Raw genomic sequence first — 14,331 nt, forward strand, 5'->3', positions numbered from 1 at the left:
ATGTAGATGTCCCTGTCTATCAGTGTCCTACTTAACGCCTGTGGCATGGGAGGCAAGGCGGCAAAGCTTGCGAGCTGTGCGATGCGTGTTGCCAGTTGTTCAAGTGGCTCCCCCGATTTCTGGTTTCTCCTGCCAGTGTGGACCGGACAAGCACCCTTTTGAAAGAATGTGTCATTCGTTCAAGATGCTGATACATAGGGATAATATGCCGGTTCCGGCTGTAGGATGTGTGACTTTCCGATTTCTCCGCCTCCTTCTCACCGTTACGCCTCACCCAAGCCGGAACTTTTCGCAGGCTCGCTCGCTCTACCGGACATGGACGAAGTAGGAAAATGGCCCCGCGGCGCTGCGATATTTGGTGCGAGCGGCGGCATCGGGCGAGCAATTGCCGAGACACTGGCAGCCCGTGGATGCGAGGTCGTCCATGTCGGATCGCGCAGCGGCAGCGCACCTGAAGGCGGCGCATTTCGGCCTTTCACGTTCGACCTCACCGATGAGAACAGCATTGCCGAGGCTGCGAGAAGCATGAAGGACGCGCCGCCCGAATTGGTGCTCGTTGCCAGCGGGGTTCTCACCCTATCGGACGGAACCGGGCCGGAGCGCACCTACAAGCGGCTCGATCCCGAGAAGATGGCGCAGGTTTTCGCCATCAACACGATCGGCCCGGCGATCATCGCAAAGCACATGCTCGCGCTCATGCCGCGCGACCAGCGTCTCGTGTTCGCAGCTCTGAGCGCGCGCGTCGGTTCGATCAGCGACAATGGGCTGGGCGGTTGGCATTCCTATCGTGCTTCCAAGGCTGCGCTCAATATGCTGCTCCGCAACTTTGCGCTGGAGACTGGCCGCACGCACAAGCAGGGCGTTGTTGTCGGACTGCACCCCGGCACCGTGGACACGCAGCTGTCCGAGCCATTCCAAACCAATCTACCCGAAGGCCAACTCACCACGCCCGACGAGGCAGCTGCCATGCTGCTCGATGTGATGAGCGGCCTCGACGCTGATGACAGCGGCAAGGTTTTCGATTTTGCGGGTAAGGAAGTGCCGGCCTAACCGGTTGCCAGCATCGCCCACACGAAGACAAAACCGGCCAGCGCAATCGCGATTGCCGTTGCCCTGAGTGCGCGTCCTGAAACAAAGCGGGCGACCAGCTCAATCACCGCTCCCAACGTCAGCAACATCAGTGCCGCAACGACGAAATCGCCGATCTGCCAATTGACCTCGCCCGTTAACTGCATCGCCAGGAGCGGGATCGCCAACAGCGTGCAGGAGAGCGCGCCAAAAGCGATCCTATAGGATCGAAAATTGGGGTTGGTCGAAAGTGCGGCGGACATGATTCATGCTCCCATTGGTTTGGGTGTATGCCTCCGAAGCGGATTATGGACCTGCCTCGCCATTATTGGCAAGTGCCGCGTGCGCTTACGCCGCGATCAATGCGTTGCGACGCCACGCCTCGGCGAGCAGTGTTTCAAGCAGATCGCCATGGCTGAAGCCCGCTTCCTTTGCCGCCTTCGCCATCACCTTTTCCGACCACAGATTGCAGTTGAGGTTGATCTCGATGAAGTTGATGTCGCCGGTCTTCAGGTCGACCCGAAACTCGATCCGGCCATAATCGAACGGCAGGAATTCGCGGGCGAACTTGTGCGCCATTTCTTCGATTCTCGGCGCGAACTCGGCGTGGTCGAACCTCTTGAGGGCGGCCTTTTCCGTGTTAGGAACCAGGTCACGTTTCTCGTAATAGGTCCAGAGTTTCTGTGTGTTTTCACGCTCATACCACAGCATCGGCAGCGCAACCGGCTTGCCGTGCATCGTGATGAAAGCGCACTGGACATCGTATCCGTCGAGGTATGGCTCAACGATCGCGTCGTGGCCCTGACCGTGGATGTCAGCGATGGAATTGGTCACGCCATTCCAGTCATAGGCATCGGAAATGCCCCAGCTGGCTGAGCTTGCATTGGGCTTGATCACCCAGCGCCCGTCGGGGGAAGGGGGCAGGTCGCTTTCCTGTACTGGAGCGCCTCTGCGATAACAGAACCAGGGCGCGGTCGGAACGCCCGCGTGGGTCGCGACCAGCTTGGAAACCGACTTGTCATCGCCAAGCCCGCGCAGGAACGGCATCGCGCCCAGATAAGGCAAGCGGTGCATGTTGCACAGGACCGGGATCAGCATTTCAGAGTTCACGAAGCCGCCGCGATTAAGCAGCGGGAACACGAAATCGACATCGGGCCGCGTGAAAAGCACATCATAGCTGTCGGCAAGATGCAGGTTCAGGCCAAGCTGTTCGAGGCTGGTGCGCACTTCGTGATGGTAGATTGCGTGATTGCCGTCTTCGGGATGCATCCCGCCGCCCCAATTGGCGTGCTTTGCCATGAACAAAAGCCGCACACGCTCTTTATCTTCTGCAGCGATGCGCAGCGGGGTCAGGGTCTCGCTCATACTTCTTCCGGTCTTTACAATGCGCCCCGTCTCCCTCGCGCATTAGTCGGCCTTTGCCTTACGCGCCAGCCCCTTGCTGAAGCGGCGTGACGGGTTGCACACAAAATCATTTGGCAAATGGGCGGATATGAGGGAAACTTACCGCTCGGCAATCGGGCTCAGGAGGGATCGGTGGGCTTGGGAGACTGGTACGACGCGCATGTAATGCCGCGCCTCATTCGATGCGCATGCAGCACCGGGCAGGTGATGAAGCGGCGTGCAATGGTGGTGCCGCTCGCGAAAGGCGACGTGTTCGAGCTTGGCTGCGGCGGCGGGATCAACCAGGAATTTTACGACGTCGAGGCCGTGTCTTCCTATGCCGGGATCGATCCGCATGAGGGCCTTCTGGACAAGGCGCGGGCGGCGGCTGAGGCCAAGGGCTGGCCTGCCGACATCCGCCAGGGGATAGGCGAAGATATTCCGTTTCCGACCGGCTCCTTCGATACGGTGGTGTGCACCTTTACCCTGTGCTCGGTGCAGGACCCGGCGAAGGTTCTCTCGGAAATGCGGCGTATCCTGCGGCCCGGTGGTCAGGCGCTGTTCCTCGAGCATGGACGGGCTCCCGATCACGGCGTCGCGAAGTGGCAGGACCGGATTGAGCCCGTTTGGAAGCGCATGGCGGGGGGATGCCATCTGACGCGCCCGATCGGCTCGGCGTTTCGCGGGAGCGGGTTCGAGGTCGAACCGCTGGGGCAAGGGTATCTGCCCAAGGCGCCGAAGTTTGCCATGTGGAACGAGTGGGGGATCGCACGCAAGGCGGGTTTGTGACGCAGCACGAATAAGAAAGGGGCCGGGAGAGTGCGTTCTCCCGGCCCCTTTATTGTCAGCAATTTGCGATGATTACTCGCCGAAAGTGCGTTGCCACCAGCCACCGCGCTTCTTGCCGCCATCGGCTTGCTCTTCAGCCTTGTCGTCGGAGGCAGGCTCCTCTGCCGTTTCGGCGGGAGCTGCGGCCTCAGTCTTGGCCTCCTCGGTCGGGGCCTCGTCGGCAGGCGCTTCCTCGACCTTCTTCTTGCGAGGGGCGCGCTTGCGAGCAGGTTTCTTCTTGGGCTCCTCCTCTGTGGGAGCTTCCTCGACCTTGGCTTCCTCAGCAGGAGCTTCTTCCTCGGCAGGCGCTTCCTCGACCTTTTTCTTGCGAGGTGCGCGCTTACGCTTGGGCTTTTCTCCCTTGGGAGCTTCTTCGGTCTCCCCGTCCGCTTTGGCGTCCGCTTCGGCAGCCATGGCCTGGGCGGTTTCGGGAGCATCGTCTGGCCCTGCGACAACGGTCATGTCTTCCTTGACCTGTTCGGATACCTCCTCGAGGTTTTCCGCGTCTTCAGACGTCACCGTTTCGTCGGTCTTCTTGCGACGACCGCGACCACCGCGGCGGCGGCGGCGCTTGGGCTTCTCTTCGCCATCGTCCGAGGTCTCTTCCGAAGCCTCGTTACCGTCCGATGCATCGCTTTCGTCGCTGTCGTCGCTGTTGTCTTCGCCGTCTTCCGACGAACCGGTGTCCTGACGCTTCTTGCCGCGACCGCGACCACCACGACGGCGGCGGCGCTTTTTCTTCTTGGGCGCGTCGTCGTCCTCGTCGGAGCCGTCATCCTCGGGGATGTCGTCCTCGTCCTCGTCGTCGTCGACGATCGGTTCGAATTTCGGAGCCTCGGTCGGGCGCGGGCCCTGGCTCGAGACTTTCATCTTCGCGCCTTCGTCCTCGCCTTCGGGCATTACCTCGACGATGACGCCATAGCGTTGCTCGATCTCGACCAGTTCGTGGCGCTTCTCGTTGAGGAGATAGACCGCTGCCTCGGTGCTTGCTTCAAGGCAGATCTTGCTGCCTTTGCCCTTGGCCGCTTCGTCCTCGATCAGGCGCAGTGCGGAAAGACCGGCGGACGATGCCGTACGAACGAGACCCGTGCCATCGCAGTGCGGACATTCGCGCGTCGTTGCTTCGAGCACGCCGGTGCGCAGGCGCTGGCGGCTCATTTCCATCAGACCGAAGCCCGAAATGCGGCCAACCTGAATGCGCGCGCGGTCGTTCTTGAGCGCCTCTTTCATCGCCTTTTCGACTTTGCGGACGTTGGAATTGTATTCCATGTCGATGAAGTCGATGACGACAAGGCCCGCCATATCGCGCAGGCGCAGCTGGCGCGCGATTTCGCGTGCTGCCTCAAGGTTGGTGTGAAGCGCGGTCTGCTCGATCCCGTGCTCCTTGGTCGAGCGCCCGGAGTTGATGTCGATCGAAACCAGCGCTTCGGTCGGGTTGATGATTAGATAGCCGCCCGATTTGAGCTGAACCATCGGATCATACATCGCACGCAGCTGATCCTCGGCGCCATAACGCTGAAAGAGGGGCACGGGGTCCGAGTAGGCCTTCACCCGACGCGCATGGCTGGGCATCAGCATCTTCATGAAGGCCTTGGCCGACTTGTAGCCATCCTCGCCCTCGACCACGACTTCCTCGATCTCGCGATTGTAGATGTCGCGGATCGCGCGCTTGATGAGGTCACTGTCAGAATGGATCAGGCTGGGTGCGGTCGATGCCAGCGTGGTCTGGCGGATATCGTCCCACAGCCTTGCAAGGTAATCGAAATCGCGCTTGATTTCTGTCTTGGTGCGGCTGAGGCCCGCGGTGCGAACGATCAGGCCCATGGACTTGGGCAGCGACAAGTCGGAGACGACCTGCTTCAGGCGCTTGCGGTCGCTGGCCGAGTTGATCTTGCGGCTGATCCCGCCGCCATGCGACGAGTTCGGCATCAGGACCGTGTAGCGCCCGGCAAGGCTCAGGTAAGTGGTGAGTGCAGCACCCTTGTTGCCGCGCTCTTCCTTGACGACCTGAACGAGCAACACCTGGCGGCGCTGGATGACGTCCTGTATTTTGTAGCGGCGGCGAAGAGCCATGCGCTTTGCGCGCACTTCATCGACTTCCTTGGCGCGGCTGCGGCCTTTTTGCTGGCCTTTCTTGCCGCCCTGACGACGGCGACCGCGACCCCGGCGACCGCGGCGCGGCTTTTTCTCGCCATCGTCACCGTCTTCGCCGTCTTCGGAGGATTCTTCGCCCTCGTCTTCGCTATCGTCGTCGTCCTGATCATCGTCGTCGTCATCATCCGATGCGCCGTCTTCGATGGTCGAAACCTTGTCCTTGTCCGAGGTGTCGATTTCCTCGAGGCCGTCCTCTGCAAGGTCTTCGGCAAGCGCTTCCGCGCTTTCGTCTTCTGCATCGTACTCCTCGCCAGGAGTGATGCCTTCTTCCTCTTCCTCGTCGCGAAGCCGCGCTTCTTCTTCAGCGGCCTCCGCCTCTTCAGCGAGCAGCGCTTCGCGGTCGCTTTGCGGAATCTGGTAGTAGTCCGGGTGGATTTCGTTGAAGGCGAGGAAACCGTGGCGATTGCCGCCGAAATCCACAAAAGCCGCCTGCAACGAGGGTTCGACCCGCGTGACCTTGGCTAGATAGATGTTTCCTTTGATCTGCTTGTGTTCAGCAGATTCAAAATCGAATTCCTCAATCCGATTGCCTTTGAGTACCGCCACCCGGGTTTCTTCCGAGTGGCGCGCATCGATTAGCATGCGCGTTGCCATGTAATATTCTCCAAACGCCCCGTCGCTGCGCCAGCGAATGGCGGGAAGGGCGTGTCTTGTTGGGGTAATCGGCCCGCTGCACCGCGCCTGCAAAGGCAGGTTCGATGGTCGGGCCGGTAGTGGTAAATGCGCGCTTCTGCATGTGCGGGAAGCGGGCAGTGATCGTGTCTGCTGAAACGAGAGTGCGGATCATGTCCGCGCTGCGACTCGCGAACTCACCCATGCCGCCGGTGCGGATAGTGTGTTCCTGCGAGGAGAAGCGTCTCGTCACTGCATCAACCTGTCATGTGGCCGGTCTTTGCGCCGGGTAAAGCGCTGTTCGGCCTTGCGAATGAAGCCGGAGGCGTGCGCGTCAACAATTGATCGCGAGCCGCCCCGTTTCGATTACAAGCGCTAGCACCGGTGGTTAAGCGCCGCAACTCTATTGCGCATACACAACGCAACATTCTAAGCCGTTAAGACAATGAGCATCCGAACGCTTCTGTTGCTTATCCTCGCTGTGCCCGCCCTTGTTTTGGGCGGCGCCATGGCATTGGGCGTGACTATTCCGGTGCCGGAATGGGGTCGCGAATACGTGATGCGCTTCCTTCTCGATCCTGCGCCAGAGCAGGTCGATTTGCCCGATATCATGGGGCCTGACGATCCGACGAGGCCACTGGTTGTGCTCGATGCAGGACATGGTGGGCGCGATCCTGGGTCGATCGGGCGCGATGCTTCAGGCGAAGAGGTGCTTGAAAAGGATATCGTCTTCGCGCTGACGATGGCTCTCCGCGACAGGTTGCTCGAAGAGGGCGGGATCAGGGTCGCCCTTACGCGGGGCGACGACACGATCATCCCGCTTGCACAGCGTCCTGAAATTGCTCGCCAGCTGGACGCCGACCTGTTCCTCTCGATCCACGCGGATTCCGCAGGCGGCCGCAGCGACGTTGCCGGGGCGAGCATCTACACCTTGTCGAACGAGGCGTCCTCCGAGGCTGCGGCCCGATTTGCAGAGCGCGAGAATGCCGCCGACAGTTTGAATGGCATTACGATCGAAGGGCAGAGCGCCGAAGTCAGCGCGATCCTGGTCGAATTGTCGCAGCAGCGTACGCAGGATGATGCGACCGAGTTCGCCTCGCTTATCGCTAGGGAAGGCGCCGAGGTGATCCGCTTTCACCCTCAGGCGCGGCGTTCGGCTGTCCTTGCTGTGCTGCGTGCACCCGATGTGCCGGGTGTTTTGTTCGAAAGCGGCTTCGTCACAAATGAGGCCGACCGGGCACGGCTTACCACCGAGGAAGGGCAGCGGGCCTATGCCGAAGTGCTCGCGCAGGCGATCCGCGTCTATTTCGCACGGCGGGCCGAGCCATAGGCGGACACTTGAATGCCGCTCTGGCATTCCGCGCCGAACCACTATAAATCGCAAAATCAATGACTGAAGCAGACCCCCAAGCTCTCAATTTCGTCGATTATGCCCGCTATCGCTTCAACCGCGATTCGACGGGCGCGCTCGCGTGGTTTTCTGCCAAGTGGAGCGAAAGCCTGCTGTTCAAGCTTGGCGCATTCGCGGTTGGAGCCTTTGCGCTTCTCTGGATCGCGGCGTGGGGTTGGCTGGCGAGCGACCTTCCCGAAGCGGAAAGCCTGACCGAATACCAGACGCCGCTACCGACCGTGGTGCGCGGGATCGATGGCGAAATCGTGCACTCCTACGCGCGCGAACGGCGCGTGCAGCTGCAGTATAATGATTTTCCCGATCTGCTGATCGATGCTTATCTTTCCGCTGAGGACAAGACGTTCTTCAGCCATGGCGGTGTCGACTATACGGGCACGGCCAATGCAGTGATCGACTATCTCAATCCCAGCCGAACGAGGCGCGCAGTGGGTGGTTCGACCATTACGCAGCAGCTTGCGAAGATTCTCCTGCTCGGCGACGAATATTCGGTCACGCGCAAGCTCAAGGAGATGATCCTTGCCGGCCGCATCGAGCAGGTGCTTTCGAAGGAAGAGATCCTCGAGCTATACCTGAACGAAATTCCGCTGGGACGCCGCTCCTTCGGGGTGCAGGCGGCTTCGCGGGCTTATTTCGATAAGGATGTGGGCGAGCTTGAGCTGCACGAGGCAGCCTTCCTTGCAATCCTTCCCAAGGCACCCGAGCGCTATGGCCGCAGCGGCCAGGAAGAAGCAGCGATGACCCGCCGCGATTTCGTGCTCGCACAGATGGAAGAAAATGGCTTCATCACCGAAGCCGAACGTGCCGCTGCAGCAGCGCAGCCGCTTGGTCTCGTGTCGCAGCGCAGTCAGCGCAGCGCAGATGCTGGGTACTTCCTCGAGGAAGTGCGCCGCGAGTTGATCGAGAAATTCGGCGAAACGGCAGAGGATGGCGAGAACAGTGTCTATGCTGGCGGGCTTTGGGTGCGCACGTCGCTCGACACCGAGCTTCAGGAAGCTTCGCGCGATGCGCTGCGCCGGGGGCTTGTGCGATACCACGGCCGCCGTGGCTGGTCGGGCGCGATCGCCACCATTGATGTGAGCCAAGGCAATTGGGCGAGCCAGCTCGCAAGCTCTTACCTCGGCGTGCGCTATAAAGACTGGCGCGTAGGTGTCGTCACGCAGCGTAGCGGGTCGTCGGCTACAGTCGGTTTCTCGAACGGCGATGAGGCTCCGCTTTCGAACCTGCCTAACGCATTGAAAGCCGGCGACGTGATTGCCGTAAGTCCAGCAGGCAACGGTTTCCGGGTCGAGACAATTCCAGAAGCGCAGGGCGGGGTGGTCGTGCAGGACGCGCAGACCGGACGCGTGCTCGCCATGCAGGGCGGGTTCGATCATCGCCTGTCGGACTTCAACCGCGCAACGCAGGCGATGCGCCAGCCGGGATCGACCATCAAGCCATTCGTCTACGCAACCGGCCTCGACAACGGCATGACGCCTTCGACCGAGGTCGATAACACGCGGTACTGTTACTATCAGGGTCGCAATCTCGGCGAGAAGTGCATACGCGGCGGGCGCGCGGGCCAGTTCCCCATGCGGTACGGGCTTGAGCAGTCGCAGAACATCATGACCGTTCAGATCGGTATGCAAGCGGGCATGGAGAATGTGGTCGACACGATCGAGACGCTCGGCATCTCCGAGGACCCTGATCCCTACGCAGCAACCGCGCTGGGTTCGGAAGAGACGACCGTTGGCAAGATGGTCGCTGCTTATGCCGCGCTTGCCAATCATGGCCGACTGAACCAGCCCACCGTCATCGACTACGTGCAGGACCGCAATGGCCGCGTGATCTGGCGCGCGGATGAGCGTGCCTGCACTGGCTGTAACATGGCCGAGTATGACGGCAGCCCAATGCCTCGCTTCGGCATTAAGGGCGAGCAGGCGATGGATGCGCGCACTGCCTATCAGACGATGCACATGCTTGAAGGCGTTGTGACGCGCGGAACCGCGACGATCCTGCGCGACCTTGACCTGCCGCTCTTCGGCAAGACCGGAACCACCACTGGACCCAAGGACGTGTGGTTCGTTGGCGGGACGCAGCGCCTGATTGCGGGCGCGTATGTCGGCTTTGACAATCCGCGCAACATGGGCGGCTATGCCTATGGCGGGACGATTGCTGCGCCTATCATCAAGGACTTGATCCAGAATTCGAAGGAGCGCTGGGAAACCGTGCCTCCTGTTGCACCTGAGGGTATCCGCATGGTCCGCGTCGATCGGCGCACCGGCAAGCGCGTCCTCGATGGCTGGCCCACCGGCGATCCGCGTGGTGACGTAATCTGGGAAGCCTTCAAACCCGACACCGAACCAGACCGCCGCACCCGCCAGGACGAGATTGCGGCCAAGCGTGACGAAATCCTCGCGCTGATCGCTGCTGGCCGCGCTGGCGATACGCGCGGCGGGCGCCGTGAGGGCGAGCCTACGAACTTTGCTGAAGAGCAGGGAGGAATCTACTGATGCGTCAGCTGTTTACCGCTATTGCGGCCTTGATCGGTCTCCTCGCAATGGGCACGGCGACGAGCGCCAAGGCAGAGCTCAAGGTAGGCGATCCTGCCCCGGTATTCTCCACCAATGCAGCGCTTGCCGGAGAGGGGATGAATGTCATTCTCACCGCAATGCTGCGCGATGGGCCGGTTGTCCTCTATTTCTACCCCAAGGCATTCACCAGCGGATGCACGCTCGAAGCGAACGCCTTCGCCGAAGCGATGCCCGAATTCGAAGCTGCGGGGGCATCGGTCCTCGGCATGTCGAACGACGATATTGAAACGCTCAAGCGCTTCAGCCGCGAGGAATGCCGCGATGCTTTCCCGGTCGGTGTCGCAAGCCGCCGCCTGATCGACGCCTATGACGTAGCCGCTGGCAATTCGGGCTTCGCCAGCCGCACCTCCTATGTCATCGGCCAGAACGGACGCATCGCTCACGTCTATTCGAGCAGCGACTGGCGCGGTCATGTGCGCGAAACCTTGGCTGCGGTAAAGGCGCTCTCGAACTGAGGCGCGCCGCGCGCTTTACAATCGGCTAACCGACGCTAAGCGGGCCTTCTGAACTGATACGTAAGGAATAATTATGCGGGCCGAGGCCCAGGCAAATATCGACCGGATCGAAGCGGCGCTCGCTCTCGTCCGGCAATCGCTCGATTGGGAGCGCGCCCTGCATCGCCTCGACGAGCTGAATGCGCGCGTCCAGGATCCGACGCTTTGGGACGATCCCAAGGAAGCGCAAAAGATCAGCCGCGAGCAAAAGCAGCTCGAAGATGCGGTCAACACAGTCAGCGATATCAGCGCTGAAATGGGCGACGCGGTCGAATTCATCGAAATGGGTGAGGCCGAGGGCGAGGAAAGCATCGTCAACGACGGCCTCAAAAGCCTCGAAAAGCTCGCCGCGCGCGCCGACGCCGACAAGGTGCAGGCGCTCCTGTCCGGTGAAGCGGACGGAAACGACACCTATCTTGAAATCCATGCAGGCGCTGGCGGAACGGAATCGCAGGACTGGGCGGAAATGCTCTTCCGCATGTATGGCCGCTGGGCCGAACGGCGCGGCTTCAAGGTCGAAACGGTCGAATATCAGGCGGGCGATCAGGCCGGGATCAAGTCGGCGACGCTGCTGCTGAAAGGCGACAACGCCTACGGCTACGCCAAGACCGAGAGCGGCGTTCACCGCCTTGTCCGCATCAGCCCCTATGACAGTGCGGCAAAGCGTCACACGAGCTTTTCGAGCGTCTGGGTCTATCCGGTAATCGACGACGATATCGACATTGAGATCAACCCGGCTGACCTCAAGATCGACACCTACCGCGCATCGGGTGCGGGTGGTCAGCACGTCAACACCACTGATTCCGCGGTTCGCATCACGCACCAGCCCACCGGCATCGTGGTTGCTTCGCAAAACGACCGTTCGCAGCACAAAAACCGCGCCACCGCGATGAACATGCTGAAAGCGCGGTTGTTCGAGCGCGAGATGGCCGAGCGCGAAGCTGCCGCTTCGGGCGAGTATCAGGAAAAGAGCGAGATCGGGTGGGGCCACCAGATCCGCTCTTACGTGCTCCAGCCGTACCAGATGGTGAAAGACCTTCGCACCGGCGTCACTTCAAGCTCGCCTGACCGCGTGCTCGATGGCGATATCGACGACTACATCTCCGCCGCGCTTGCCCAGCGTGTAACCGGCGAGAAGGTCGAGGTGGAGGACGTCGAATGATGTTGGCAAGGCTCGGCATGCTGGGCCTTGCTGCGGCGGCCCTTGGCGGGTGCGACGCTTTCTCGCAGCCGCCGAGTGACAGGCTCGACACCGCGCTTGAGTTTCCGCAGCCAGCACGCGACGTCGCTCAGACGGTTTCCAACCAGTTCTCAAACGAAGACGCCCGCGATGAGCGCGGCGAGGCGACGGCGGTCATGGACCTTGCCAATATCTCGCCCGGCATGACAGTCGCCGATATCGGGGCGGGCGAAGGCTATTATACGGTCCGTCTCGCCAACCGTGTGGGCGAAGATGGGCGCGTGCTCGCTCAGGACATCGATCGCGAAGCGCTGCAGCGGCTCGGTCGACGTGTTGAGCGTGAGCGGCTCGAAAACATCTCGATCAAATTGGGCCGCGCGGACGATCCGCAGCTGCCGGTCGACAGTTTCGACCGGATTTTCCTCGTTCACATGTATCACGAAGTCGAGGAACCCTACGCGTTTCTCTGGCGCATGTGGCCTGCGCTGGCCGACGAGGGGCAAATCATTGTGGTCGATGTAGATCGCCCCACGGGTCGCCACGGGATACCGCCCGCGCTGCTGTTCTGCGAATTCAAATCGATCGGATACAAGCTTGTCGAGTTCGTCGAACGCCCCGACCTTCGCAGCTATTTCGCTCGGTTCGAGCGAGGCGACGAGCGCCCCGAACCCGAAGCCATTTCGGTCTGCGCCAACAGCTGACCAAATCCACGTTTTTCAACACCTGTCCAAGCGCCCTTTCCAGCACCGATGCGCGGTGCTAGGCGCTGCGACCATAAAAATCGGCCTATGAGAAAGGCCAAGACTTAGAGGAGAGTCGCCGGGGATGACTGATTTCCCAACCCATTTCGACCGCGAAGATTTGCTCAAATGCGCACGCGGTGAACTGTTCGGGCCAGGCAATGCGCAATTGCCCGAACCGCCGATGCTGATGATGGACCGTATCACCGACATTTCCGGCGATGGCGGAGAGCATGGCAAGGGCCATGTTGTTGCCGAATTCGATATCAAGCCTGACCTGTGGTTCTTCGATTGCCACTTCCCCGGCAACCCGATCATGCCTGGCTGCCTTGGCCTCGATGGCCTTTGGCAGCTGACCGGTTTCAACCTTGGCTGGCGTGGCTGGAAGGGTCGCGGTTATGCACTTGGAGTGGGCGAGGTGAAGCTTACCGGAATGGTGCGCCCGGATCGCAAGATGCTAAAATATTTTGTCGATTTTACCAAAGCCGTTCAGACCCGCCGCCTCACCATGGGTGTCGCTGATGGCCGGGTCGAAGCCGATGGCGAAGTCATCTATCAAGTCAAAGACATGAAAGTCGCCCTGTCCGAGGCCTGATCGGGGCCAAAGACTGGATCAACTGGGGCGAAAAGGGGATTTATGCGCCGCGTCGTTATCACCGGGTTGGGGATCGTATCCTCGATTGGAAACAATGCAGATGAAGTGCTTGCCTCGCTGAAGGCTGGCAAATCCGGCATCTCGTTCAATGAGGAAATGGCCGAGCACGGGTTCCGCTCGCAGATCGCGGGTGCAATTGATCTCGACGTCAAAGAGCACGTCGACAAGCGCACGCTTCGCTTCATGGGGCCGGGCGCAGCCTACGCGCACATCGCGATGGGTCAGGCGATTGCCGATGCCGGGCTTGAAGAGAAGGACGTCATCAACCCGATGACGGGTGTGATTGCCGGTTCCGGAGGTCCTTCGACCTCGGCGATGCTGGCTGCGCATCAATCGGTGCTCAAGACCGGCGGGACCAAGCGGATCGGCCCGTTTGCAGTGCCCAAGACCATGTCGTCGACGGTCAGCGCGAACCTTGCGACGGCGTTCCAGATCAAGGGTATGAACTTCTCGATCACGTCCGCGTGCTCGACCTCGCTCCATTGCATCGGCATGGCCGCACAGCAGATTGCGCTTGGCCAGCAGGACGTCATGTTCGGCGGTGGCGGAGAAGAGCTCGACTGGACGCTCTCGTGCCTGTTCGACGCCATGGGCGCGATGTCGAGCAAGTATAACGACACGCCCGAGCGCGCATCACGAGCTTTCGATGCCGACCGCGACGGTTTCGTTATCGGCGGCGGCGGCGCAATGGTGGTGCTGGAAAGCCTCGAACACGCGCAGGCACGCGGGGCGAAAATCTATGCCGAAGTCACTGGCTTTGCGGCGACTTCGGACGGCGCTGACATGGTTGCACCGTCGGGCGAGGGCGGGGAGCGTGCGATGCGCGGCGCAATCCGCACGCTCGGCGAAGACCGCAAGGTAAGCTACATCAACGCGCACGGCACTTCGACCCCGGTCGGCGATGTCGGCGAGATCGAAGCGGTGCGCCGCGTCTTCGGAGAGGGCTCGACCCCGCCGGTCAGCTCGACCAAGTCGATGACCGGTCACAGCCAGGGCGCTACCGGCGCTCAGGAAGCGGTCTACTGCCTGCTCGCGCTCGAGAACGATTTCATCATCCCGTCGATCAATGTCGAAACGCTCGATCCGGCGCTCAAACCGGAAGAGATCGCGACTGAGCTGGTGGAGAACGCCGGGCTCGACACGGTCATGACCAACAGCTTCGGGTTTGGTGGGACCAACGGGTCGATGCTGTTGTCGAAGTTTCACGGATAAAGTGAGGTAGCTATGGGCGTGCTT

At 61.0% G+C, this 14,331-nt stretch carries 12 protein-coding genes; 9 read left to right on the forward strand and 3 right to left on the reverse strand.

All coding sequences use genetic code 11. The features are described from left to right. The first annotated feature begins 315 nt into the window (after nucleotides 1-315). Nucleotides 316-1,050, forward strand: a complete 735-nt coding sequence (locus tag AC0V6T_RS05755; protein ID WP_486125102.1) for an SDR family NAD(P)-dependent oxidoreductase — start codon at nucleotides 316-318, stop codon at nucleotides 1,048-1,050. Here AC0V6T_RS05755 and AC0V6T_RS05760 read toward each other — a convergent pair. Together AC0V6T_RS05760 and AC0V6T_RS05765 are read right to left on the reverse strand one after the other, a co-directional pair. Next, on the reverse strand, nucleotides 1,047-1,331 hold the full coding sequence (locus AC0V6T_RS05760) for a hypothetical protein (RefSeq protein ID WP_007164341.1): 285 nt from the start codon (nucleotides 1,329-1,331) through the stop codon (nucleotides 1,047-1,049). The genes AC0V6T_RS05755 and AC0V6T_RS05760 overlap by 4 nt on opposite strands. Nucleotides 1,332-1,416: 85 nt before the next feature. Next, nucleotides 1,417-2,433, reverse strand: a complete 1,017-nt coding sequence (locus tag AC0V6T_RS05765) for a D-alanine--D-alanine ligase family protein (RefSeq protein ID WP_486125104.1) — start codon at nucleotides 2,431-2,433, stop codon at nucleotides 1,417-1,419. Between the two features lie 204 nt (nucleotides 2,434-2,637). Here AC0V6T_RS05765 and AC0V6T_RS05770 point away from each other — a divergent pair, with 204 nt between their 5' ends. Beyond that, nucleotides 2,638-3,240, forward strand: coding sequence for a class I SAM-dependent methyltransferase (locus AC0V6T_RS05770; protein ID WP_486128509.1), 603 nt, complete (start codon nucleotides 2,638-2,640; stop codon nucleotides 3,238-3,240). 72 nt (nucleotides 3,241-3,312) lie between these two features. Here the strand turns inward: AC0V6T_RS05770 and AC0V6T_RS05775 are convergent, their stop codons facing one another. Further along, a complete protein-coding gene (locus AC0V6T_RS05775) occupies nucleotides 3,313-6,027 on the reverse strand; it encodes an Rne/Rng family ribonuclease (RefSeq protein ID WP_486125106.1) in 2,715 nt (904 codons plus the stop codon). A 463-nt stretch (nucleotides 6,028-6,490) separates the two neighbouring features. Here AC0V6T_RS05775 and AC0V6T_RS05780 point away from each other — a divergent pair, with 463 nt between their 5' ends. The 7 genes from AC0V6T_RS05780 (at nucleotide 6,491) to AC0V6T_RS05810 (ending at nucleotide 14,307) form a co-directional block, all read left to right on the forward strand. Then, entirely contained in the window at nucleotides 6,491-7,375 is an 885-nt protein-coding gene (locus AC0V6T_RS05780; protein ID WP_486125108.1) for an N-acetylmuramoyl-L-alanine amidase family protein, read from the forward strand. Between the two features lie 59 nt (nucleotides 7,376-7,434). Continuing rightward, complete coding sequence (locus tag AC0V6T_RS05785) at nucleotides 7,435-9,945, forward strand: penicillin-binding protein 1A (RefSeq protein WP_486125110.1); 2,511 nt, start codon at nucleotides 7,435-7,437, stop codon at nucleotides 9,943-9,945. Continuing rightward, nucleotides 9,945-10,481 carry a peroxiredoxin gene (locus AC0V6T_RS05790; protein WP_486125112.1) on the forward strand — a complete coding sequence of 179 codons (537 nt, stop codon included), beginning with the start codon at nucleotides 9,945-9,947 and terminating at the stop codon, nucleotides 10,479-10,481. Before AC0V6T_RS05785 ends, AC0V6T_RS05790 begins: the two co-directional genes overlap by 1 nt. Before the next feature lie 73 nt (nucleotides 10,482-10,554). After that, nucleotides 10,555-11,682, forward strand: coding sequence for a peptide chain release factor 2 (gene prfB, locus AC0V6T_RS05795; protein ID WP_486125114.1), 1,128 nt, complete (start codon nucleotides 10,555-10,557; stop codon nucleotides 11,680-11,682). Next, nucleotides 11,679-12,401 (forward strand): class I SAM-dependent methyltransferase, encoded by a 723-nt coding sequence (locus tag AC0V6T_RS05800; protein ID WP_007164332.1) that lies wholly within the window; start codon nucleotides 11,679-11,681, stop codon nucleotides 12,399-12,401. Before prfB ends, AC0V6T_RS05800 begins: the two co-directional genes overlap by 4 nt. Before the next feature lie 124 nt (nucleotides 12,402-12,525). Further along, the gene (gene fabA / locus AC0V6T_RS05805) at nucleotides 12,526-13,035 is read left to right on the forward strand and encodes a bifunctional 3-hydroxydecanoyl-ACP dehydratase/trans-2-decenoyl-ACP isomerase (RefSeq protein WP_007164331.1); all 510 of its coding nucleotides are present in this window, start codon (nucleotides 12,526-12,528) and stop codon (nucleotides 13,033-13,035) included. Between the two features lie 42 nt (nucleotides 13,036-13,077). Beyond that, nucleotides 13,078-14,307 (forward strand): beta-ketoacyl-ACP synthase II, encoded by a 1,230-nt coding sequence (locus AC0V6T_RS05810; protein WP_486125117.1) that lies wholly within the window; start codon nucleotides 13,078-13,080, stop codon nucleotides 14,305-14,307. Nucleotides 14,308-14,331 lie beyond the last annotated feature (24 nt).

The organism is Erythrobacter sp. S158 (genome assembly GCF_057364915.1).